Source organism: Pseudomonas sp. NFACC45, from assembly GCF_900113505.1.
In the GTDB taxonomy this organism is placed as follows: domain Bacteria; phylum Pseudomonadota; class Gammaproteobacteria; order Pseudomonadales; family Pseudomonadaceae; genus Aquipseudomonas; species Aquipseudomonas tehranensis.
Genome location: NZ_FOPO01000005.1, coordinates 416,869 through 440,196, shown reverse-complemented (window position 1 = coordinate 440,196; position 23,328 = coordinate 416,869). Strand labels below are relative to the sequence as shown.

The 23,328-nt window shown below is 62.4% G+C and carries 19 protein-coding genes; 8 read left to right on the top strand and 11 right to left on the bottom strand.

Features of this window, described 5'->3' with window-relative positions; all coding sequences use genetic code 11:
* Positions 1 to 112: 112 nt before the first annotated feature.
* The 6 genes from BM132_RS12135 to pedF form a co-directional block, all read right to left on the bottom strand.
* Positions 113 to 1,633, bottom strand: coding sequence for an acetaldehyde dehydrogenase ExaC (locus tag BM132_RS12135; protein WP_092455555.1), 1,521 nt, complete (start codon positions 1,631 to 1,633; stop codon positions 113 to 115).
* A gap of 289 nt (positions 1,634 to 1,922) precedes the next feature.
* Complete coding sequence (locus tag BM132_RS12130) at positions 1,923 to 3,698, bottom strand: PQQ-dependent methanol/ethanol family dehydrogenase (RefSeq protein WP_092455553.1); 1,776 nt, start codon at positions 3,696 to 3,698, stop codon at positions 1,923 to 1,925.
* Positions 3,699 to 3,970: 272 nt separating this feature from the next.
* The gene (locus tag BM132_RS12125) at positions 3,971 to 4,900 is read right to left on the bottom strand and encodes a quinoprotein relay system zinc metallohydrolase 1 (RefSeq protein ID WP_092455551.1); all 930 of its coding nucleotides are present in this window, start codon (positions 4,898 to 4,900) and stop codon (positions 3,971 to 3,973) included.
* A 16-nt stretch (positions 4,901 to 4,916) separates the two neighbouring features.
* Positions 4,917 to 5,672, bottom strand: a complete 756-nt coding sequence (locus BM132_RS12120; RefSeq protein ID WP_092398655.1) for a quinoprotein dehydrogenase-associated SoxYZ-like carrier — start codon at positions 5,670 to 5,672, stop codon at positions 4,917 to 4,919.
* Positions 5,673 to 5,682: 10 nt separating this feature from the next.
* Entirely contained in the window at positions 5,683 to 6,558 is an 876-nt protein-coding gene (locus BM132_RS12115; RefSeq protein WP_092455549.1) for a substrate-binding periplasmic protein, read from the bottom strand.
* A 5-nt stretch (positions 6,559 to 6,563) separates the two neighbouring features.
* Entirely contained in the window at positions 6,564 to 7,025 is a 462-nt protein-coding gene (gene pedF / locus BM132_RS12110; protein WP_092398659.1) for a cytochrome c-550 PedF, read from the bottom strand.
* A gap of 252 nt (positions 7,026 to 7,277) precedes the next feature.
* Here pedF and exaA point away from each other — a divergent pair, with 252 nt between their 5' ends.
* Positions 7,278 to 9,134: a quinoprotein ethanol dehydrogenase gene (gene exaA, locus BM132_RS12105; RefSeq protein ID WP_092455547.1), complete on the top strand. Its 1,857-nt coding sequence runs from the start codon at positions 7,278 to 7,280 to the stop codon at positions 9,132 to 9,134.
* A 248-nt stretch (positions 9,135 to 9,382) separates the two neighbouring features.
* Positions 9,383 to 10,024 (top strand): pentapeptide repeat-containing protein, encoded by a 642-nt coding sequence (locus tag BM132_RS12100; protein WP_092455545.1) that lies wholly within the window; start codon positions 9,383 to 9,385, stop codon positions 10,022 to 10,024.
* A 186-nt stretch (positions 10,025 to 10,210) separates the two neighbouring features.
* Here BM132_RS12100 and BM132_RS12095 read toward each other — a convergent pair whose 3' ends face one another.
* Together BM132_RS12095 and BM132_RS12090 are read right to left on the bottom strand one after the other, a co-directional pair.
* Positions 10,211 to 10,849 carry a response regulator gene (locus BM132_RS12095; RefSeq protein WP_092398665.1) on the bottom strand — a complete coding sequence of 213 codons (639 nt, stop codon included), beginning with the start codon at positions 10,847 to 10,849 and terminating at the stop codon, positions 10,211 to 10,213.
* Entirely contained in the window at positions 10,849 to 12,105 is a 1,257-nt protein-coding gene (locus BM132_RS12090; RefSeq protein ID WP_092455543.1) for a HAMP domain-containing sensor histidine kinase, read from the bottom strand. Before BM132_RS12090 ends, BM132_RS12095 begins: the two co-directional genes overlap by 1 nt.
* Before the next feature lie 407 nt (positions 12,106 to 12,512).
* Between BM132_RS12090 and BM132_RS12080 the strand changes: the two genes are divergently transcribed.
* The 6 genes from BM132_RS12080 to BM132_RS12055 all read left to right on the top strand — a co-directional run bounded on the left by BM132_RS12080 (position 12,513) and on the right by BM132_RS12055 (position 17,722).
* Positions 12,513 to 13,697, top strand: a complete 1,185-nt coding sequence (locus BM132_RS12080; protein ID WP_092455539.1) for an ABC transporter substrate-binding protein — start codon at positions 12,513 to 12,515, stop codon at positions 13,695 to 13,697.
* Positions 13,698 to 13,728: 31 nt separating this feature from the next.
* The gene (locus tag BM132_RS12075) at positions 13,729 to 14,718 is read left to right on the top strand and encodes a YVTN family beta-propeller repeat protein (RefSeq protein ID WP_092398673.1); all 990 of its coding nucleotides are present in this window, start codon (positions 13,729 to 13,731) and stop codon (positions 14,716 to 14,718) included.
* Positions 14,715 to 15,443 (top strand): ABC transporter ATP-binding protein, encoded by a 729-nt coding sequence (locus BM132_RS12070; protein ID WP_092455537.1) that lies wholly within the window; start codon positions 14,715 to 14,717, stop codon positions 15,441 to 15,443. The genes BM132_RS12075 and BM132_RS12070 overlap by 4 nt, the downstream gene beginning before the upstream one ends.
* A complete protein-coding gene (locus BM132_RS12065; RefSeq protein ID WP_092455535.1) occupies positions 15,440 to 16,231 on the top strand; it encodes an ABC transporter permease in 792 nt (263 codons plus the stop codon). The genes BM132_RS12070 and BM132_RS12065 overlap by 4 nt, the downstream gene beginning before the upstream one ends.
* Positions 16,232 to 16,466: 235 nt before the next feature.
* Complete coding sequence (locus BM132_RS12060) at positions 16,467 to 17,000, top strand: PQQ-dependent catabolism-associated CXXCW motif protein (protein WP_092455533.1); 534 nt, start codon at positions 16,467 to 16,469, stop codon at positions 16,998 to 17,000.
* Positions 17,001 to 17,056: 56 nt separating this feature from the next.
* On the top strand, positions 17,057 to 17,722 hold the full coding sequence (locus tag BM132_RS12055) for a response regulator transcription factor (protein ID WP_092399330.1): 666 nt from the start codon (positions 17,057 to 17,059) through the stop codon (positions 17,720 to 17,722).
* A 190-nt stretch (positions 17,723 to 17,912) separates the two neighbouring features.
* Here the strand turns inward: BM132_RS12055 and nahK are convergent, their stop codons facing one another.
* The 3 genes from nahK to BM132_RS12040 all read right to left on the bottom strand — a co-directional run bounded on the left by nahK (position 17,913) and on the right by BM132_RS12040 (position 23,187).
* A complete protein-coding gene (nahK, locus tag BM132_RS12050; RefSeq protein WP_092455531.1) occupies positions 17,913 to 20,555 on the bottom strand; it encodes a hybrid sensor histidine kinase/response regulator NahK/ErcS' in 2,643 nt (880 codons plus the stop codon).
* The gene (gene nosP, locus BM132_RS12045) at positions 20,485 to 21,648 is read right to left on the bottom strand and encodes a nitric oxide-sensing protein NosP (protein WP_092398683.1); all 1,164 of its coding nucleotides are present in this window, start codon (positions 21,646 to 21,648) and stop codon (positions 20,485 to 20,487) included. The genes nahK and nosP overlap by 71 nt, the downstream gene beginning before the upstream one ends.
* 354 nt (positions 21,649 to 22,002) lie before the next feature.
* Positions 22,003 to 23,187, bottom strand: coding sequence for a porin (locus tag BM132_RS12040; RefSeq protein ID WP_092455529.1), 1,185 nt, complete (start codon positions 23,185 to 23,187; stop codon positions 22,003 to 22,005).
* Positions 23,188 to 23,328 lie beyond the last annotated feature (141 nt).

Below are 23,328 nucleotides of genomic sequence, written 5' to 3'. Positions count from 1 at the left end.
TTGAGTCTTAAGCGGAAAATCAAAAGATCGCAGGCTTCGCCAGCTCCTACAGGGCCTGTGCCGCCGCTTTCGCGAGCAAGCCCGCTCCCACAGGTTCTGCAGTGTTGCTAAATCAGAAGAACCCCAACGGATTGATGTCGTAGCTCACCAGCAGGTTCTTGGTCTGTTGGTAGTGGTCGAGCATCATCTTGTGGTTCTCCCGGCCGACGCCGGACTTCTTGTAGCCACCGAACGCGGCGTGGGCCGGGTACAGGTGGTAGCAGTTGGTCCACACACGCCCGGCCTTGATCGCCCGGCCCATGCGGTAGGCGCGGTTGATGTCGCGGGTCCACAGGCCGGCACCGAGGCCGAACTCGCTGTCATTGGCAATCGCCAGGGCTTCAGCTTCGTCCTTGAAGGTGGTGATGCCGACTACCGGGCCGAAAATCTCCTCCTGGAACACGCGCATCTTGTTGTGGCCCTTGAGCAGGGTCGGCTGGATGTAATAACCACTCGCCAAGTCGCCCTCAAGGCGCTCTGCCGCACCGCCGGTGAGCAGCTCTGCCCCTTCTTGCCGGGCAATCTCCAGGTACGAAAGGATCTTGTCGTATTGCTGCTCGGAGGCCTGGGCGCCCACCATCGTGTCGGTGTCCAGCGGGTCGCCGCGCTTGATTTTGGCGATCTTCTTCATGACTTCGACCATGAACGGTTCATAGATCGACTCCTGCACCAGAGCCCGCGATGGGCAAGTGCAAACTTCACCCTGGTTGAAGAACGCCAGCACCAGGCCTTCGGCAGCCTTCTCAATGAAAGCCGGCTCGGCCTGCATGATGTCTTCGAAGAAGATGTTTGGCGACTTGCCGCCCAGTTCCACGGTAGACGGGATGATGTTCTCGGCGGCGCATTTCATGATGTGCGAGCCGATCGGGGTAGAACCGGTGAAGGCGATCTTGGCGATGCGCTTGCTGGTGGCCAGGGCCTCACCGGCTTCGCGCCCGAAACCATGGACGATGTTCAACACACCGGCCGGCAGCAGGTCGGCAATCAATTCGACGAAAATCATGATCGACAGCGGCGTCTGCTCCGCCGGCTTGAGCACGATGCAGTTGCCAGCGGCCAGGGCCGGGGCAAGTTTCCAGGCAGCCATCAGCAGCGGGAAATTCCATGGAATGATCTGCCCGACCACACCCAGCGGCTCGTGGAAATGATAGGCGGTGGTCAGCTCATTGATCTCGGCTGCCCCACCCTCCTGGGCGCGGATGCAGCCGGCGAAATAACGGAAGTGGTCGGCCGACAGCGGCACGTCGGCGTTGAGGGTTTCGCGCACGGCCTTGCCGTTGTCCCAGGTCTCGCTGACGGCAAGGATTTCCAGGTTCTGTTCGATACGATCAGCGATCTTCAGCAGCACCAGGGAGCGGTCCTGGGCCGAGGTCTTGCCCCAAGCATCGGCTGCGGCATGGGCCGCGTCCAGGGCCTTGTCAATGTCGGCGGCGCTGGAGCGCGGAAACTGTGCAATGACTTCGCCGTTGACCGGGGACGTATTGGTGAAGTACTCGCCATTGACCGGCGCGACAAATTCACCGCCGATGAAATTGCCATAACGCGGTTTGAAGGTAACGACGGCGCCTGGGGTTCCGGGTTGTGCATAGATCATGATGGGCCTCTGCCTGGTCGATGCCTGTCACGGGACAGGCGATAGACCGATGGTAGACAGCCCCGCCTGCCGGACGAATGCGTCGTTGGCAGGGGGGCTCTCGTTATTTGGTCGTAGATTTTCAGGGTTCTGCATTCGACAGCCCCCGTAGGAGCTGTCGAGTGCAACGAGGCTGCGATCTTTCCACAGACACTTGAATCTCAAGCGAAAGATCAAAAGATCGTCCGAACGCGGCCCGAGCCTTCGCCAGCTCCTACAGAGCCGAGCGGGATCAAGCTTTCGGCACGCTTCAGCGCTTGGCCACCAGATCCTTCGGCAACTTGAAGGTCCAGAGCATCCCGCCCTGGTTGAAGTCCTTCACGCGCTTGGCCACTTCGCCGCCCCACAACGGCACCGCGCCGCCCCAGCCCGAGAGCACGGAGACGTATTGCTCGCCGTCCATCTCCCAGGTGATGGGCGAACCGAGCACGCCGGAGCCGGTCTGGAATTCCCAGACCTTTTCCCCGGTCTTGGCGTTGAAGGCCTGCAGGAAACCTTCAGGCGTGCCGGTAAACACCAGGTTGCCCTTGGTGGTCAGCACCCCGCCCCACAGCGGCGCGTAATTTTTGTGGCGCCAGACTTCCTTGCCGGTCTTGGGGTCGATGGCCCGCAGCACCCCGATGTAGTCCTCGTTCAGCGGCTTGATGGTGAAACCGGCCCCCAAGAACGCCGCGCCCTTCTTATAGGCGATGCCTTCGTTCCAGATGTCCATGCCCCACTCGTTGGACGGCACGTAGAACAACCCGGTGTCCTGGTTGTAGGCCATGGGCATCCAGTTCTTCGCCCCGAGGAAGGCCGGTGCGACAAACACCGAGCCGCCCTTGGCTTCGCTGCCCGGCGCGCCCGGACGACCGGCCTCGTTGTAGATCGGCCGCCCGTCCTTGTCCAGGCCACTGGCCCAAGTGATCTTGTCGACAAACGGGAAGCCACGGATGAACTTGCCATTGGTGCGATCGAGCACATAGAAAAAGCCGTTTCGGTCGGCAGTGGCCGCAGCTTTGATGTCCTTGCCGCCTTCCTTGTAATTGAAGGAGATCAGCTCGTTGACGCCGTCATAGTCCCAACCATCGTGTGGCGTGCTCTGGAAGTGCCATTTGATGGTGCCATCGTCCGGGTTCAGGGCCAGACGCGATGAGGAATAGAGGTTATCGCCAGGGCGCAAGTGGGAGTTCCACGGTGCCGGGTTGCCGGTGCCGAACAGCAGCAGATTGGTTTCCGGGTCGTAGTAGCCGCCCAACCAGGGCGCGGCACCACCGGTTTTCCAGAGATCCCCCGGCCAGGTCTTGCCGGCTTCACCGCCGGAAATGCCGTTCTCGATAGCCTTGCCGTCCTTGTAGACGTAGCCCATGTGCCCTTCCACGGTCGGGCGGGTCCACAGCAGCTCGCCGTTTTTCGGGTCGTAGGCGCTGATCTTGCCCACCACGCCAAACTCACCGCCCGCCACGCCGGTAATCAGCTTGCCATTGACGATCATGGGCGCGGCGCTGATGGAATAACCTTCCTTGTGGTCAGCGACCTTCTTGCTCCACACCACCTTGCCGGTGTCCTTGTTCAGGGCCACCAGCTTGGCGTCCAGGGTGCCGAAATACACCAGATCGCCATACAGCGCCACGCCACGGTTGATCACGTCGCAGCAAGGGCGGATGTCATCGGGCAGGCGCGCGTCGTACTGCCAGAGTTTCTTGCCGGTGCGTGCATCCACCGCGAACACCCGCGAGTAGGAACCGGTGAGGTACATCACCCCATCCTTGATCATCGGCTGGGCCTGCTGGCCGCGCTGCTTTTCGCCGCCGAAGGAGAACGCCCAGACCGGCCGCAGATCCTTGACGTTGTCGATGTTGAGGGTCGCCAGTGGACTGTAGCGCTGGCCTTGGACGCCCAGACCGTTGGTCACGATCTGCTGCGGGTTTTTCGGGTCCTGGAGAATTTCCTGATCGGTCACGGCGGCCGAGGCCGAACCGGACAGCAGCATGGCACTGAGCAGCAGGCTCACGGCGAAGGGTTGGCGACGTGCGGGATGACTCATGACGGCTACCTCTGCGGTTATTGTTATACCCGGGAAATTTTCCCGGTCTGTCGCAGATTCTTGGCCCCGCAGCCCCTGACAACAATTGCCCGCTGTGCTGAGTTTTCTAGTTCCTTGGTACAGGTGAGCAATTTGTGACGAGGAAAGTTATCCCGATGGATTGCTGTAGGAGCTGCCGAGTGCAACGAGGCTGCGATCTTTTGATCTTTCACTTGGGACTCAAGTGTGAGTGGAAAGATCGCAGCCTCGTTGCACTCGGCAGCTCCTACGAGTCAGTGATTGTCGATCCGCTTCATCTGACCTCGCTCATACCGCGGATACAGATGGCTGACACTGCGAATCAGCTCGTACCGACTCAGGCTGATCCCGGCAAAACGCTGGGGAATGGGGCTGCGGATCATCTCGGCCATGTCGTCGCCACGGGCCGCGCCGTCGCGCATCAGTTGGTCGAGCCAGCCGAGGTAGTCGCGCATTTGCAAGAAAGGCCGGGCATCGCTCGCCACTGGACCATGGCCGGGTACGATCTGCTTCCACTGCAGGCTTTGCAGGGTGTCCAGGTCCTCGAGCCAGACCTCAAGCCCTGGGCTGTTCGGGGTGGTCAGGGCCCGTTCGTAGAACACCAGATCACCGGCAAACAACACGCCGGTGGTTTCATCGAGGATCGCCAGGTCCGCCCCGGTGTGCCCGGCCAATGCCAGCAGACGCAACGAATGGTTGCCGACCTTCAGCGGCCCGGGAACCAGCACTTGGTTTGGTAACACCACTTCGGTGCCACGCATCCAGTCACCGACCAGCCGGTACATGTTCTCCGCTATGGCATCGCCCTGCTGGCGCAACAGGTCGGTGGTGCCCGCCAACGCGCCGAGGGGCACGTCGCTAAACGCCTGGTTGCCCAAGACATGGTCGGGGTGATGATGGGTCAGCAACACTTGGACCACCGGCTTATCGGTGGTCGCGGCAATCGCCTGGCGCAAGGCCTGCCCGTAGCGCCGGGACGGGCCGGTGTCGATGACCACCACGCCGGCGTTGGTGACAATGAAAGCAGTGTTGACGATGTTGCCACCGTTGGCCTTGGCAAAATTGTCCGTGCTGCCTTCCAGCAGCCAGGTGCCTTCGGCGATCTGTCGGGGCTTGAGTGAATAGTCCGCTGCGGCCCATGTCGGCAGGCACAGGCCGAGCCAGATCAACAACAACCAACGCATGGCGCGCTCCTTGTGGTCAGGGGACCGTTGCCTCGAATTCATTGCCGCTGTTGTCACGCAACAACAGGCGGACCTGTCCGGGCCCTTGAATATCGAAGCTCAGGTTGGGGTTTTCACTGACGGCCGCAAAGAGCTCCAGGCGCGCCAGTACCTGGCCGTCGGCGTCCAGCAACTGCGCCTGATTGAGGTAAAACTCCGGGATGCCGCTCACCAGCCCATTGTCCATCGGGTGGGCCACTTGCAGGCGCAGGCGACTGTCTTCACCTCTGGGGTAGCGGGCTCCCAGCACTTGGCCCAGGTGTTCTTCCCAGCCCGGCTGGGTGCGCACCACGCTTGGCGCGGTGCAGCCGCCACCGGCTGCGTCGATCAACGTCGAGCCGACGTGCCACAAGCCGTCACGGGTCTGCACGGCGGCGCGCAACGGCGTGGCCTGTTCGATACGAATGCGGATCGCCAGCCAGGGCAGCACCCGATCCCCCGGCTGGAAGTCGACAATTTTGGGCAGCGGGTTCAGTTCGGCCCAAACCAGCATGCGCACCACGTCGCCGGTGAACGCGCGGGCATCGATTTGCAGCGGCACCTGGCGCGCATCTTCGGCAAAAGGTGGCGCCAGCAAGCGGACCCGCTCGTCGAAGACGAAGGGCGCCTCATTCAGCAGTTGTTTGTGATAGAAGGCCCACATCACCGAGGGCACCGGGTCCTTCCCGGTCTCGAGCGCTGTCGCCGTCAACGGCAGGCAGCACAGCAGCAGACCCAACGCTCGCCAGTTCATCCCTGCGCTCCTATTGATACATGTCGGGCACTTCGTAACGCAGGCCGTAATGGACGTAGATGGTTTTGACACTGCCGTCGCGAATCAACCCTTCCAGCGCTTCTTCCACCGCATAAGCCAACTGGCGGTTGCTCTCATGCACCGCCATGCCGATTTCCCAGCGTTGCTTGCCCATGTTCGGGTAAGCATTTTCGGCCAATGCCAGTTGCGGATCGGCCGCCTCATGCAGTTGCCAGTCGATCTCCCCGCGCATGGCCATGACCGCGTCGACCTGCCCGGCCCGCATGGCCTTGAACGCCTGGCCTACGCCGGGGAAGTGATGGGTCTTGGCGCTGAGCATGCCGTTGAACACCGAGGTCAGGTAGAACGACGGCACGCTGTCGACCTCGACGCCAATGGGGTGCCGCTGGAACACCGCGACACTGCCGACGCTTTCCAGTCGTCGTTGGTCGTACGCCACTTGCCAGCACTCTTGCTGATAAGGTCCGAACATGGCGACCTGAGCATTTTCCAGTTCACCGATGTCGTTGCGCTTTTGCACGTAGTCGCGGTCGTAGGGCACGCGCATCATCAGGTCGGCCAACTGCCGACCATGCAGCGCGCTGCTGCGCCAGATGTAATCACGCAGGTCGTCATCGAGCTTTTCGCCGGGCGGTGCCCAGATCAATCGCAGACGCACACCAAGGGCTTTGGCCAGGGCCTGGGCCAGCTCCACGTCCACGCCCCGGGGCTGGCCATGGTCTTCGAAGCTGTAGGGGGCGAAATCCTTGTACACCGCCACTTTCAGTTCGCCGGCGGCGATCATTTCGTCGTAGTTGCGCACCTGCGCCTGTACCGTCTGACCCCACAGCAACAGGCTGCAAAATATCCACGCGAGCAGGCGCATGGCGATCACTCCTCGACGTGCACGCTGTCAAGATACGTGCGCACCGCCCACAAGGCTTCCTGGCTCAGGTAGTCGGCCATTTTCGGCATGTAGACCCGGCCATCACGCACCGCACCATGGCGCACGCGCTCGACGAACCACTCGTCGCCGACTTCGGCGGCGTCGAGCATGCGCAGGTCTGGGGCGATCCCGCCAGACTTGGCTTCCAGGCCATGGCAGGCCGCACAGTTCTGGTTGTAGGCCGAAGCGCCGATTTCCACGGCCCTGTCACGCTCGGGCGAACCACGGTACGGGTTTTGCGCTGCCCAACCGTCCGCATCCAGCGGCAAGCCGGTGTCCTTGACCGGGGTCAGACCCTTGGTTTCCACCGCCTGGGGCACCACGTCGCCATGGGCCCATACGGAGCCTGCGCCGGTCAGCCCTATCAGCAATGCGGTAGCGATGATGGCGTTGCGTTTTGTTGTCATTGTTATGCCCTCTGGATTGCACGCAAGACCTCCTTACAGAAGCCGTGCCGTCATCTTAGGAAGCACCTCGCCCCAGCCGAATGCTGCTTTGGTGGCCGCGATCTAGTTCCTTGGTAGCGGGTCATCCGGTGCGGTTCGCAAAGACAACCGGTTCGGGAAGTCTTCCCGGCAAGGGCGGGACTTTTTCCGTATCGGTACAGCCCTGGCGCGACCCAACCTAGTCAGGCCAAAACCTCACTGGGAAATCCCACCATGACAATAAAAACGCTACCTGCCCTCTCTTCCCTGACCGTTGCCTTGCTGCTGGCCGGCAGCCTGTCCCTGAGTCCGCAGACGAACGCCGCCGTCACCTGGGAAGACATCGCCAACGATCACCTCACCACCCAGGATGTGCTGCAATACGGCATGGGCACCAACGCCCAGCGCTGGAGTCCGCTGGCCCAGGTCAATGACAAGAACGTGTTCAAGCTCACGCCGGCCTGGTCTTATTCATTCGGCGACGAAAAGCAGCGCGGTCAGGAGTCCCAGGCCATCGTCAGCGACGGCGTGGTCTACGTCACCGGCTCATATTCGCGAGTGTTCGCCCTCGACGCCAAGACCGGCAAACGGCTGTGGACCTACAGCCATCGGCTGCCGGACAACATTCGTCCGTGCTGCGATGTAGTCAATCGCGGCGCGGCCATCTACGGCGACAAGATCTATTTCGGCACGCTGGATGCGCGGGTGGTCGCGCTGAATAAAAACACCGGCAAAGTGGTGTGGAACAAGAAGTTCGGCGATCACGCGGCCGGCTACACCATGACCGGCGCCCCAGTGCTGATCAAGGACAAAACCAGCGGCAAGGTGCTGTTGATCCATGGCAGTTCCGGGGATGAGTTCGGCGTGGTCGGCCAGTTGTTCGCCCGGGACCCGGACACCGGTGAAGAGGTCTGGATGCGGCCTTTCGTCGAAGGCCACATGGGCCGTCTCAATGGCAAGGACAGCACGCCGACCGGCGATGTGAAAGCACCGTCCTGGCCCGACGACAAAACCACCGAGACCGGCAAGGTCGAGGCCTGGAGCCACGGCGGCGGCGCGCCTTGGCAGAGCGCCAGTTTCGACCCCGAAACCAACACCATCATCGTCGGCGCCGGCAACCCGGGGCCATGGAACACCTGGGCGCGCACCGCCAAGAATGGCAACCCGCAGGATTACGACAGCCTCTACACCTCCGGCCAGGTGGGCGTCGACCCAAGCACTGGCGAGGTGAAGTGGTTCTATCAACACACGCCCAACGATGCCTGGGATTTCTCCGGGAACAACGAGCTGGTGCTGTTCGACTACAAGGACAAGGACGGCAAGCTGGTCAAGGCCACCGCCCACGCCGACCGCAACGGTTTTTTCTACGTGGTGGATCGCAACAACGGCAAGCTGCAGAACGCCTTCCCTTTCGTCGACAACATCACCTGGGCCAGCCACATCGACCTGAAGACCGGCCGTCCGGTGGAAAATCCCGGCCAGCGGCCGGCCAAGCCACTGCCGGGTGAAACCAAGGGCAAGCCGGTGGAGGTTTCACCACCGTTCCTGGGTGGCAAGAACTGGAACCCCATGGCCTACAGCCAGGACACCGGGTTGTTCTATGTCCCTGGCAACCACTGGAAAGAGGAATACTGGACCGAAGAAGTGAACTACAAGAAAGGCTCGGCCTACCTGGGCATGGGCTTTCGCATCAAGCGCATGTATGACGATCACGTCGGCAGCTTGCGGGCGATGAACCCCACCACCGGCAAGGTGGTCTGGGAGCACAAGGAAGCCTTGCCGCTGTGGGCCGGGGTGCTCGCCACCCAGGGCAATCTGGTGTTCAGCGGCACCGGCGACGGCTTCTTCAAGGCCTTCGACGCCAAGACCGGCAAGGAGCTGTGGAAATTCCAGACCGGCAGCGGCATCGTCTCCCCGCCCATCACCTGGGAGCAGGACGGCGAGCAATACATCGGCGTGACGGTCGGTTATGGCGGCGCCGTGCCGTTGTGGGGTGGCGACATGGCCGAGCTGACCAAACCCGTGGCCCAGGGCGGGTCGTTCTGGGTGTTCAAGATTCCAAGTTGGGATAACAAGGTGGCCCGCCAATAACCCTTGTGGGAGCGAGCCTGCTCGCGATGTCGGTGGTTCAGTTGGCAGTGATGTTGAATGTGCCGACGGCTTCGCGAGCAAGCCCGCTCCCACAAGGGATCTGCGGCGGACACAGATTTTGTGTCCGACAACCATCAACTGTGGGAGCGGGCTTGCTCGCGAAAGCGATGGTTCAGTCAGCGGTGATGTTGAATGTCCCGCTGCTATCGCGAGCAGGTTCGCTCCCGCAGCCAACCGAGTTCACTGTCATGAGATTTCTCCCTCTGCTGCTTCTGCTCATCGGCGCCCATGCCAGCGCCGACGACCCCGACACGCCCCTGACCGTCAACGGCTGCATCATCGCCGAATCCAGCCAATGCCCCGGGGCCGATCTTCGTGGCGCCCGGCTGGCCAACCAGGACCTGCGCAAAATGAACCTCAGCGGTGCCGACCTGCGCGGCGCCGATCTGCGCCATGCCCGGCTGGACCTGGCCAATCTGGAGAAGGCCCGTCTGCAAGGCGCCAACCTGACCCGCGCCAGCCTGCAGCAAAGCAACCTGCGCCTGGCGGACTTCAGGGGTGCCACCCTCAAGGCAATCCAGGGTTGGGGCCTGTTCGCCCAAGGCGCGCAGTTCCAGAAAGCCGACCTGAGCGCCGCGTATCTTCAATTCGCCCGGCTGTCCGGAGCCCGAATGCACGAAACCAACCTGCAAGCCGCCGACCTGGAAATGGCCTGGCTGAGCAAGGCAGACCTCAAGGGCGCCGACCTGCGCGACGCCAACCTGCAGGAAGCCAAGCTTGGCGAAAGCAACTTGGAAGACGCCAACCTGAGCGGTTCACGCCAGCATTATGGGAATTTTCAGGATGCGAATATGCAAGGCTGTACGGGCTGCCCGACGACTTGGGATTAGTACCCATTCAAGGACCGACACAGATCCCGTGGCGAGGGAGCTTGCTCCCGCTGGGCTGCGCAGCAGCCCCCATCCAGACAACTCAATCTTCCTGATGCACCGAAGCGATGGGTATTGGGGCTGCTTCGCAGCCCAGCGGGAGCAAGCTCCCTCGCCACAGTTGTGTATTGCTTTCAAGGATGGGATTCACCCCGCCACCCGCACCACGCCCATGTCGATCCCCAAATGCACCAGTTCGGCATGGGAGCTGACCTGCAGCTTGCTCTTGAGCAGCGTCAAGTGATTGGACACGGTCTTGGCGCTGATGCACAGCTGTTCGGCAATGGTGCGCGCCGGGGTGCCCCTGGCGAGCATGACGAAGATCTCCAGCTCGCGCTGGGTCATGCATTGCAAGCGCGGGTCGGTGTTGTGCCGGGTGCTGGCACAGGCCAACTGGGTGGCCAGGGATTGCTCGATATAGGCATGGCCGGCCAGCACCCGCCGCACCGCCTCCACCAGCACCTGGGGTGCCGAGTTCTTGGTCAGGTAGCCCGCAGCACCGGCGTCCAACGCCTGGCGGACCAACGGCAGTTCATCGTGCATGCTGAAGAACAACACCCGCAGTTGCGGCAGGCGCTGGCGCAGGCGGCGGGTGGTTTCCAACCCACTGATGCCGGGCAGGCCGAAGTCCATGATCACCAAGTGAGGCACCTGCTCCAGCACCTGACTCAACGCCTCCTCACCGGTGGCGGCTTCCCGCACTTGCAGGTCCGGCATCAGCGCCCGTAAAAGGCTGGCATAACCCTGCCGAACCACCGCATGATCGTCGACCAACAAGATGTTCATCACGCCTCCAGGGGAATATTCAAGGCCAGCGCCCACCCGGCACCGGGCTGGCTGATGATCCGTAGTTCGCCACCCAGGCTGCGGGCACGCTCGGCCATCGAGTGCAGGCCAACGCCCGCTCGATGGGGCCCGGTCGCTCCCCGGCCGTTGTCACGCACCAGCAACCGCAAGCGCCCGGCCCGATGTTGCAGGCGAATCCGCACCTGCGTGGCACCGGCATGCCGAACGACATTGGTCAGCGCTTCCTGCAACAGGCGGTACAGATGGGTCTTGTTCGAGCCGGACAACGGCGGCAACGACGTGTTGATCCGCAGCTGACAGGCGATGCCCTGGCTTTGTTGCCACTGAGCCACCAGCAGTTCGATGGCCTCGGACAGCGGCAGATGCTGCAGCACCACCGGATAAAGGTCTTGCACCAGTGCACGGAATCCCCGTTGCAGGTGCTCGCAATGATCCTCGAGCTGGCTGACGGTCTGCTCCAGCTTCGGCGGCTGATCGATCACCAGCCGCAGCAAGCACGCCCGGGCGCGGATCCCCGCCACGTATTGGCCCAGGTCGTCGTGCAGGGTCCGGGCCAGCTGCGAGCGCTCCTGCTCCTGCACGGCCAGCAGCGCTTGGGTGAGCCGGGTGTTATCGGCCTGTGCCTGGGCCAGGGCAGCGGTCATGCGATTGAAATGCCCCGCCAGTTGCCGGGCCTCCGGGATAGCGTCAGCGGCCAGCCGCACCTGCAGATCGCCGGCAGAGACCTGACGCAGGGCCTGCAGCAATTCATCAAGCAATCCCATGCCCCGGCGCACCGCCCAACGGATCACCAGCAGGCTGACCAACAGCGCCAGCGCACAGACACCCAGCAGTTGCACCAGGGAATCGAGGATTTCTTCGATTTCGTCCCGAGGATCGACCGCGATCCAGGCCCGACGACCGTCGGGCAAATCCACCACCTCGGCAGCGGGATCGTCGGCCAGTAACCAGCGGCCAAACCAGGCGGTCACCCCGCCCTCGATATTCACTGGGCGCATCTGCCCCGCCGCCAGCCAGTGAACCCGCACATGACGCAGACTGCCGGTCAGCCGCGACTGGAGACTGGCCGGGTTACGTTCGGCGGTTTCACTCAGGTAATGCACCACGGACTCGGCCGATTGCAGCTCGCGTTTCACATCGGCCGTGGCTTGATGCAGCAACAGGACCGCACAAGCCAGGGTGACCAAGGCGAAAAACGCCGTTACCCCGAGGTTGATTCGCCAGAGCGCTGACATGGTTAGTGCCCCGCTCCCTGGCCGGCACATAACCCCTTTGGGAGCGAGCCTGCTCGCGATGAGATCGGCACATTCAACAGCGCTGTCGACTGAACCACCGCTATCGCGAGCAGGCTCGCTCCCACAGGGGGACCTGTGTGCTCGCAGGTTTTGTGTTCGCGGCAGCTCTTTGGTTTGCCAGACAACCGATCCACGCCAATCAGACTCAAGATCAGCAACAACGGCAGCAGCAGGGCTTTGAGAATCCGCACGGTCTGTCCGCTCCTGATGAATGACGATGAATGGCATCCTAAAACCCCGGCGTCGACAACGGGTTACTACCTTGGTACTGGCCCGGCGGTACTTTCTGCATATTTCCCCCAGGGCGCAGGCTTCCTATGCTGGCGCTACCCGCAAATGGAGGTGTTATGCGCCGGCTCGTCAGTTACGCCTTGATCCCTTTGCTCGCAGCAGTCGGCGCCGGGTTGCCGGTCGTCGTCCAGGCTGGCGACGCCGCGCCGCTGCAGGTGCGCATCGGCTATCTGGGGTATCGCCCCGACCCGGGGCCGCTGCTGTCCAACGTGATTGAAGAACCTGCCGATGCCGGGCTGCGCGGGGCTGAACTGGCGATTATCGACAGCAACAGCACCGGGCGTTTTCTCAAGCACGATTACCAACTGCAAAGCGCCAGCGTCGACAACCCCGAAGCCTTGCTCCAGGCCGCCCGAGCGCAGCATGAGCAGGGCCTGCGGCTGTTTGTGGTCAACGCGCCGTCCGCCAGCCTGCGCCAGCTCAGTGCCGCCCTGCCCGACAGCCTGCTGTTCAACGCCGGCAGCGCCGACGACAGCCTGCGCAGCACCGATTGCCTGGGCAACGTGCTGCATAGCCTGCCCGACCGGGCGATGCTCGCCGATGCTCTGGTGCAATTCAGCGTCGTGCGCAAATGGCAACGAGCCTTGCTGATTGTCGGCCAGACCACCCAAGACCAGGCGTACGCCGCGGCATTGCGCCGGGCCATGAAGCGCTTCGGCATGAAGCTCGTCGCCGAAAAGGCCTGGCAGTTCGATAACGACCAACGCCGCAGCGCCCAAGCCGAGATGCCTGTGTTCACCCAAACCGCCGAATACGACGTGGTGCTGGTGGCCGACGAGCGCGGCGACTTCGGCGAATACGTGCCTTACCAGACCTGGTACCCGCGCCCGGTGGCCGGCACCCAAGGCCTGACCCCCACCGCCTGGCACAAGACCGTGGAAACCTACGGCGCGGCACAACTGCAAAAACGCTTCGAAGCCCTGGCCGGGCGCTGGATGAATGATCGCGATTTCGCCGCCTGGATCGCCGTTCGCAGCATCGCCAGCGCCGTGAGCAAACTGCGCCAGAACGATCCATTTGCGATCCGCCAACTGGCGCTGAGCGAGCAATTGCCGCTGGACGGTTTCAAGGGCCGCAAGCTCAGCTACCGGCCGTGGAACGGGCAACTGCGCCAGCCGATCCCTCTGGTTCAGCCGCGAGCGCTGGTAAGTACCTCGCCCCAGGACGGATTTCTGCACCCTTCCAACGAAATGGACAGCCTGGGCTATGACCGGCCTGAAGTGAGCTGTCGCTACCCCTGATCCCTTTCAGAACAACAATAAGGAAACCGCCATGTGCCGCTCGCTGTTGCAACCTGCCCTGCTTTGCCAGGCCCTCACCCTGGCGGCGACATTGCTCGTCGCCGGCCCCGCCGCCGCCAGCATCGCCTGGGTCTCCAATGAAAAAGACAACAGCCTGAGCCTGATCGACATGCAGAGCCTGGAGGTCATCGAGACCCTGGCGGTGGGCCAACGCCCCCGAGGCCTGTTGCTGTCCCACGACAACCGCTTGCTGTACATCTGCGCCAGCGATTCGGACCGGGTCCAGGTGATGGACGTCGCCACCCGCAAGATCATCAAGGAATTGCCCTCCGGCAAGGACCCGGAGCAGTTCGCCTTGCACCCCAATGACCGTTGGCTCTATGTCTCCAACGAGGACGATGCCCTGGTGACGGTGATCGACACCCAGACCTCCGAAGTGCTGGCCCAGATCGGCGTCGGCGTCGAGCCCGAAGGCATGGCCGTCAGCCCCGATGGCAAATGGGCGGTCAACACCAGTGAAACCACCAACATGCTGCACTGGATCGACACCAGCACCCAGACCTTGGCCGACAACACGCTGGTGGACCAGCGGCCGCGTTTCGTCGAATTCAGTCGCGACGGTTCGCAGCTCTGGGCCTCGGCGGAAATCGGCGGCACGCTGACAATTCTCGATGTCGCCAGTCGCCAGGTGCTCAAGACGCTGACGTTCCAGATCAAGGGCGTTCACCCCGACAAGGTGCAGCCGGTGGGCATCAAGCTCAGCGCCGATGGCAAATTCGCCTTCGTCGCCCTGGGCCCGGCCAATCACGTGGCAGTGATCGATGCCAAGACCTTCGAAGTGCTGGATTACCTGCTGGTGGGGCGGCGTGTCTGGCAACTGGCATTCACTCCCGATCAACGCCAACTGCTGGCCACCAATGGCGTCAGCGGCGATGTTTCGGTGATCGACGTGCAGAGCCGCAAAGTGCTCAAGTCGGTGAAGGTCGGGCGTTATCCCTGGGGCGTAGTGGTGACACCATGAACGCCCTGGAGGTCAGCGACCTGAGCTTCGCCTATGGCGCGCGCGAAGCCCTCAGGCAGGTGAGTTTCAGCCTCGCAGCGGGGCGCTTCGCCGCGTTGCTGGGCCCCAACGGTGCTGGTAAATCGACACTGATTGCCTTGCTCACGCGCCTGTACGACGTGCAGCGCGGTGAAGTGCGCGTCGGTGGTCATTCGTTGCAGGCTTCGCCGCGGCCGGCCCTGCGCCAGTTAGGCGTGGTGTTCCAACAGAGCACCCTGGATCTGGATCTGAGTGTCGAGCAGAACTTGCGTTACCACGTCGCGCTACATGGCCTGTCGCGGCGCCAGGGCCGTGTGCGTATCGACGCCGAACTGGCCCGCCAGGCGTTGACCGAGCGGCGCCACGAACGCGTGCGTGCCCTCAATGGCGGCCATCGTCGCCGGGTGGAGATCGCCCGGGCGCTGCTGCATGAACCGCGTCTGTTACTGCTCGATGAACCCAGCGTCGGCCTGGACCCGGCCAGCCGGCTGGCGCTGAATCAACACGTGCGCCAGTTGTGCCGCGAGGGCATCAGCGTGCTGTGGACCACGCACCTGTTGGACGAAGTACAACCCAGCGACGATCTGCTGATCCTGCATCAAGGCCGCCTCGTCGCCAGCGCACGCGCCGACGCCGTGAGCCAGGCACACGGCGGCACCCTCGGTTCGGCCTTCACCCACCTGACCGCAGCGGGAGTTCACCCATGAACGCGTATTGGCAATGTTTCAGCGGCATCGTGGTGCGTGAATGGCTGCGTTTCGTGTTGCAACGCACGCGTTTTCTCAGCGCCCTGGTGCGGCCGCTGCTGTGGCTGCTGGTGTTCGCCGCCGGCTTTCGTGCAGCACTGGGCATTGCCATCATTGCCCCCTATGACACCTACATCCCCTATGAGGTGTACATCGTGCCTGGCCTTGCCTGCATGATCCTGTTGTTCAATGGCATGCAGGGTTCGCTGTCGATGGTCTATGACCGGGAAATGGGCAGCATGCGCGTGCTGCTCACCAGCCCCCTGCCGCGGGCCTTCCTGCTGGCGAGCAAGTTGCTGGCAACCTCGCTGATCTCGTTGTTGCAGGTCTACGCCTTTCTCGCCATTGCCTGGCTGTACGGCATCCAGCCGCCGGCCATGGGTTTGCTGCTGGCGTTTCCGGCGCTGCTGCTGGTGGCCCTGATGCTCAGCGCCCTGGGCTTGCTGCTGTCCAATGCCATCCGGCAACTGGAGAACTTTGCCGGGGTGATGAATTTCGTGATCTTCCCAATGTTCTTCCTGTCCTCGGCGCTATATCCGCTGTGGAAAATGCAGGAGGCCAGCGTCTGGCTGTACTGGCTCTGCGCGCTCAGTCCGTTCACCCATGGAGTGGAACTGGTGCGTTTTGCGCTGTACGAGCAATTCAACCTGTTGGCGATGGTGGTGTGCCTGGGTTTGACCCTGCTCTTCGCCCTGCTGGCGGTGTGGACGTTCAATCCGCAGCATGCGGCCTTGCGCAAAGCGGGTTGACCTAGCCAATGCCAAATCTCCGGTGGGAGCGGGCTTGCTCGCGAAGACGGCGGCACATTCAACATAGATGCAAGCTGAACCACCGCTTTCGCGAGCAAGCCCGCTCCCACAAGGGTTATGCGCAGAACCCATGGCCAAAATTACTACTTTAGTACCGGTTTTCCTGTCTATGGTCGCATTCACAAGACCTCGACCCTGGCATGTAATGGGCGCATAACAAAAAGGATAAATGCCTATGCCCCGTTTGCTGGTGATCGTCTTGCTGGGCCTGTCGCTGAATATCGCCCAGGCGGATACTGCGCTGTTCTCCGCGCAGGGCTATCGCATTGCCCAGTACCGCAGCCCGACGCCCACCGCCGTGGACGGCGCAAAGATTCTCGATACCCCGGCCTTGCAACAACTGATGACGCAAACACCGGCCCCGATTCTGATCGACGTCTACCGCCGCCCCTGGCTCCAGGGACGTTTCATCGACAATGAGCCCCACGCCAATCTTCCCGGCAGCCTCTGGCTGGCCAATACCGGCGACGGTGACCTTGACCCAATCTGGCAGGATTACTTCACCCGCAGCCTGCGCAACGCCACCGCCGGGCGCGCGGATCGACCGCTGGTCTTTTATTGCCGCTCTGATTGCTGGTTGAGCTGGAACGCGGTAAAACGCGCCGCCGCGATCGGCTATAAACACTTGTATTGGTACCGCGACGGCCTCGATGCCTGGGAAGCGGCCAACCTGCCTGTGCAAGCGGCCCGGCCCGAACCCTTTCCCTGATCCAGACGAGTGCGTGCGACTGCCCCACCCATACGACAATAACGAGGTGAATGGCCATGTATAAAATCCTGATAGCCGACGATCACCCACTGTTTCGCGAAGCCATCCACAACGTCATCAGCGACGGTTTTCCTGGCAGCGAGGTGATGGAAACCGCCGACCTGGACAGCGCCCTGGTGCTGACCCGCGAGCACGACGACCTCGACCTGATCCTGCTGGACCTGAACATGCCCGGCATGCACGGCCTCAATGGCCTGATCAACCTGCGTAACGAGGCGCCGACCATCCCGGTGGTGATCGTCTCCGCCGAGCAGGACAAGCAGGTGGTGCTGCAAGCCATCACCTATGGCGCGGTGGGGTTCATCACCAAGTCCTCGCCGCGCTCGCAAATGACCGACGCCATCGAGCAGATCCTCAACGGTAACGTGTACCTGCCACCGGACATCATCCGCACGCAAAAAAGCCCGATGGGCCGGCGCCTGAACGAAACCCCGGCCTTTGCGCCCGAGCTGCTCCAGGCCCTGACCCGCAAGCAACTGCTGGTGCTGGAACGCATGACCAAGGGTGAGTCGAACAAACAGATCGCCTACACGCTGGAGATCGCCGAAACCACGGTCAAGGCTCACGTCTCGGCCATCCTGCGCAAGCTCAATGTGCACAATCGGGTGCAGGCGATTCTCAGTGCCGGGGACATTGATTTCGGGGCTTATCTGCGGCGTTGAACCGCTGACACACATCCCTGTGGCGAGGGAGCTTGCTCCCGCTGGGGCTGTAGGAGCTGTCGAGTGCAACGAGGCTGCGATCTTTCCCCAGACACTTGAGTCCCAAGTGAAAGATCAAAAGATCGCAGGCTTCGCCAGCTCCTACAGAGCCCAGCGGGAGCAAGCTCCCTCGCCACAATGGGGGGCCGGCTTAAGGATTGCGGGGCTGGCCCAACAAATGACTCATCGCAATCTTCAGCTTCATCGGCCGCACCGGCTTGTGCATCAGGGTGTGGCCGCGTTCGCGAATCTGCTGCTTGAGTTCGTTGCTGTAGTTGGCGGTGATCATCATGGCCGGGATCGCCGAGGCGCGACGGGCGTTGATCCGGGCCACCGCGTCGACACCGTTCTGCTCGTTGTCCAGGTGATAGTCGGCAATCAGCAGGTCGGCCTCGGCATGGTAGTTGTCCACCTGGCGCGCCAGATCCTGCTCCGACAGTGCAGTCACCACACTACACCCCCATCCTTCCAGCAGCGTACGCATGCCGGCGCAGATGGCCGCGTCGTTATCCAGCACCCAGATCCGGGCCCCGCGCAAGCGCTCGAGCATCGGCTCACTCATCGTAAGGATCGGTAACGGCTTGGGCGCGGTGGCGCTCAGGGGCACGTCGATGGAGAACACCGAGCCCTTGCCTGGCCATGAACGCACCTGGATCCGGTGCCCAAGGATCCCAGCGATTTTCTCGACGATCGCCAGCCCCAGACCCAACCCGCGATCCTGATCCGGGCGCTGCACATCGCCGCGCTTGAACTCCTGGAAGATCTCCTCCAGACGGTTTTCGGCAATGCCGATGCCGCTGTCCCAGACCTGGATGGACAAGCGCTGACGGTGCCGGCGACAGCCCAACACCACCCGCCCGCTGGGGGTATAGCGAATGGCATTGCTCAGCAGATTGCGCAGGATCCGCGCCAGCAATTGCATGTCGCTGCGCACCAGGGCCGAACACGGCACAAAGTGCAGTTCCAGCCCCTCACTGCGCGCCACCTGGACGTATTCGGCGGCCAGGTTGTCGAGCAACTCGCTGAGGGCGAACGGCGCGATATCGGCCTTGATCACCCCGGCATCGAGCTTGGAAATGTCCACCAGCGTGCCCAAGAGGTTTTCCACGTCCTGCAACGAGTGGCTGACGTTGCGCACCAGTTGTGCGTTCGCCACCGGCTCTCGGCGCTCGAGCAAGGCGCTGGTGAACAGCCGCGCGGCGTTGAGCGGTTGCAGCAGGTCATGACTGACCGCCGCGAGGAATTTGGTTTTCGACAGGTTGGCCTGCTCGGCCTCGCGCTTGGCCTCGCGCAAGCGCAACTCCACCCGGCTGCGCTCGTCAATTTCGCGCAATAGCTGATCATTGAGAGTGGTCAGTTCGGCGGTGCGCTCCTGAACGCGCTGTTCCAGGTTCTGGTAGGCCTGGTGCAGCGCCTCGGCGGTGCGACGCCGTTCGGTGATGTCGCGGATCAGTACGAAGATCCCCACCACTTCACCGTTGGCCAGCCGGTTGGGCACGTAGGAGCGCAGCATATAGCGCTCCTGGTTGTTGATATTGGTTTCGGCAAACTCGAACGTCACACTTTCCCCGGCCAGGGCGCGCGCCACGTAGGCCTCCAGGCGCTGGTAATGCTGTTCGCTGTGAGCCTCGCGCAGGCTCTGACCGAGCATCACGCCCCGGGGCCAGCAATACCATTGCTCGTAGACCTTGTTGGTAAATTCGTAGACCAGGTCGGCATTGAGGTAGGCAATCAGCGCCGGCACGTGGTCGGTGATCAGGCGGATCCAGCGCTCGCTTTCGCTCAGGGCCTCGGCGTGCTGATAGCGTTCGGTGATGTCAGTGAAGGTGTTGACGTAGCCGCCGGTGGGTAGCGGATGAGTGCGAATCTCCAGGACCCGGCCATCCGACAGACGCTGCTCGCTTTCATGAATGAGCCGGCCGTTGCTGTCGCGACTGGCCGGGGTCAACAATTGCAGTTCGCTGTCGGCGATCACCTCGCAAAACGGCCGATGGGCCGCCACTGGCGCCAAGCCGCTGAGCTCCAGGAAGCGCCGGTTCCATAGCTCCAGCACCCCCTGGGCATTGACCATGGCCACGCCCTGGGACAGGTTGTCCACCGCCCGCTGCAACAGGTGGGATTTCTGCGCGATAGCCTGTTCGCGACGCACGGTTTCGCTAAGTTTGACGTCGGTGATGTCGGTGAACAGGATCACCCGTCCACCTTCCTGGGTGGGCCGCTCGCTGACCTGCAGCCAGCGCCCGTTCTGCAAGCGGTACAGCACATGCTCATCGGCCTGGCCCCGAGGTTCTTCGCTGAACAACCCATTGGCGGTCATCAGTCGCTTGACCTCGGAAATGCGCATCCCGGCGATAATGCGCACGCGACTGTGGGCCCAAAACGCCTTGAAGCGGCTGTTGAACAGGACGATGCGTTGTTGTTCGTCGAACAGCACAAACGCGTCGGAAATGCTCTCAATGGCATCGATCAGGTGCCGATGGGCGGTTTCGGCGCGCAGCCGCGCTTCGCCCAGCAGGTGATTGCCGGCCTTGAGTTCGGCCATGGCCTGGTTCAGGGCGTCGGTGCGCTCGCGAACCTGCTCGGCCAGCACCACTGAATGCTGGAACGCCGCATACGGGTCGTTGCCCCGGGTCACGCCGGACTCCACCCGTTCGATCAAAGCGTCGTTGATCCGCCGCAGTTTGCGGTTTTCGTGCTGCAGGCTCTCGATCTGCGCTTGCAGCTCAGCGATGGCCGGGGACGCGATGGCGGGCAATGGCAACTCCGGTGAAGGTCTGGTTGATATGCATGCCATTGAACTGTTCTCCGTAGGTGTTGAAGCCCATCACGCGATGGTCGCGCAGGAACTGGCCGATCTGCTCCAGGCCGCCGCGATCTTCCAGCTCCAGGCGCCTGAGGAAGCAGTCACAGCCGATGGTCAGCAACAAGTCACCCAGACGCGCCTGCAAGCCACTGAACAGTTCTTGCAGGTTGTGCAGCAAAGGACCCGGGGTCATGGCCGTGAGCACGATGCCGTTCTCCACCGCGCAGTAAAAACTCAGGCTCAGGTCCGGGTGTACCTGCTGGATGGCCCGCACGTAATACTGGTCGTTGATGCGCACCGCCAGCGGATGGGCGGCAAACACCCGATAGTCCAGGGCGTTTACCGGCACGCCGATGTGCCGGGCATATTCCTCGGCGGCGGGCTCGGCGTTGAGCTCGTAAACCCGCCGAGAGGTGCTGTCGGCCCCGGTCACCACCAATTTCTCCTCCCGGGGCAGGATGTGATGGGTGGTGAACACCTCGAAATCCAGCCAGGTGTTGACCAGCACCACCACGGCCGCGCCGCTGTGAAACTGACCTTCGTAGTACACGTGGGTGTGAGTCAGGTAGTTGTCGTCGCCGGCCGAACCACCGAAATGCGGAATGTCCCCCAGTGCCGCGCTCAGCGCCGCCAGCACCATCTCCTCACGACTGGACAGACCATCGAGCAAGGTCAGGGCAAAGCTGTGGCCCTTGATCGGTGCCAGCGCATTGCTGCGGCAACCGCCGGCCAGGCGTTCGACCATTTGCTGGGCGTCGATCAGGCTGAAGTGCTCCATTTCACCGATCAGCTCGGCGGCAATGGAAAAATGCCGATGATCGAAACCCACCGCTGTGACGCAGTTGCGGCCATAGCCTTGGCTGGTGATTTCTCCAGCGCTGGTGCAGCCCACCAAGCGAATCCCACCGAAACTCTGTGAGAGCGCCTGGCCAAGCGCCGGTAAGTCGTATTCAGCGGAGCAGAAAAACAGCACGAAACCCAAATGCGGGTGCAGCAACTGCCGCGCCAATTCCTGGGCAACCTGCTGGACGTCCGTTGCCTGGGACATGGCGCTTATCACACCTTCGCTCTGGGCCTTTAGCATCTTCGCCTCCGACGGGTGCGTGACAGGAGCCTTGAGTGTACGAAGTCGCGCCCGACCCACGAATGCTACTTGGGTAGCGGGTAGACGCTTCCATGGGAGGAGAACAGTGGCGGCCCCTGCCGCGATGCGCACGGCAGGGGCCACCACAAAACCCTAGGGCTTACTCGAGATTGCTTTTTGTGGCGAGGGCGCTTGCTCCCGCTGGACAACGGTAGGAGCTGCCGAAGGCTGCGATCTTTTGATCTTCGCTTTGGACTCAATGGACAGAGCAAAGATCGCAGCCTCGTTGCACTCGTCAGCTCCTACCGCCCAGCGGGAGCAAGCTTGCTCTCCACGGGATAGGGCTGACCGGGATTACCAGGTCAACACCGCCCCCACCGCAAAGGTGTCGGTGTCTTCGTTCTGGGCGCGGGTGTCGTGGCCGTCGATTTCGAACTGGTTGTATTCGGCCACAAGCTTGAGGTTGTCGTTGACGTCATGGAACAGCGCGATGCCGCGGGTTTCATAGTCGGCACCGCTGCCCACCACGCCATTGCCGTCGTCCTCGGTCTTGCCGTAGGACAGCGCCAGGCGGTTCTTGCCCAGTTTGTAAGAGCCCTGCAACAGGTAGCCGGTGCTGTCAACATTGCGCAACGTCGCTTCGCCGGCGTTGTTGGTGAAGAACGGGTTGATGCCCTTGGCCTGGAACCCGGAACCGGTGAGCGACAGCCCGCCCATCTTCGCCTGTACGCCATAGCCCAGGCCTTTGGAGGTCACTGAGTCGACCGTGGTGTCGGTGTTGTCCGAGGTCTGGTAGCTGCCGTTGAGCCAGCTATAGATCTTCGCCCCTCCCAGGTCGAACTGGTAGGTCACCTCGCTCTCAGTACGCGGGTTTTCCTGGTAGGCCTTGCCGATGGCGCTGCTGTCGTTGGTGTCCACCGGGTCCATGATGCCCACCGCCACCCGCAGCCCATCTATCAGCGGCGTGCGGTAGGTGATCTGCGAAGTCGGGAACGGATACGGATAGCCGCTGCCGATGTTGCCGAACGACACGCCGCCGCCGTCCACCAGCCCGAGGGTGTCGCTGACCTGCCCGTACCCGGCCAGCAACTCGTCCAGCAGAATGTTGGAGCGGGCAAACAGACCGAAGTCCTTGCCGATCAACACTTCGCCCCATTCTGGGTTGGCCACGGTGCCGTAGAACTGTCGCACGTCAATGGCGGTGTCGGTGCCGTTGGTTTCGCTGTCGTTGATGGTCACCCAGAACGAGGCGCGGGCGCCGAGCTTGAGGTCATCGACCTGCTTGCCCATGTTGAAGCCCAGGTAGTTGGGCAAGAAGCCCATCTTGACCCGCGCCTGCCGGCGATCGAACTGCTCCCCTGCCCGGTCAACATCGCTGTTGACGTAAAAGGCGTTGATGTAACCATCAGTGGAAAAGGTGGTCTGGTCCTTGTCATACAGCATGATTTCGGCCTGGGCCCAGGGCGTCAGGCCCAGGGTCGAAAGACCGGCGATGACCGCAGGCAAAAAACGTTGGCGGGTGTTTTTATTGTTGTGCATGGCGCGCTCCGCAACATGAGACGGGATGTCGGAGGCGATTATCGAAAGGTGACAGGCCCGGTCATACGCTGCCTTGGAGGCAATTGGCGGATGCTTTGGCAGCGCCGGCCCGGCGCGGCAGTTTGGGTGTAAGACTACGAT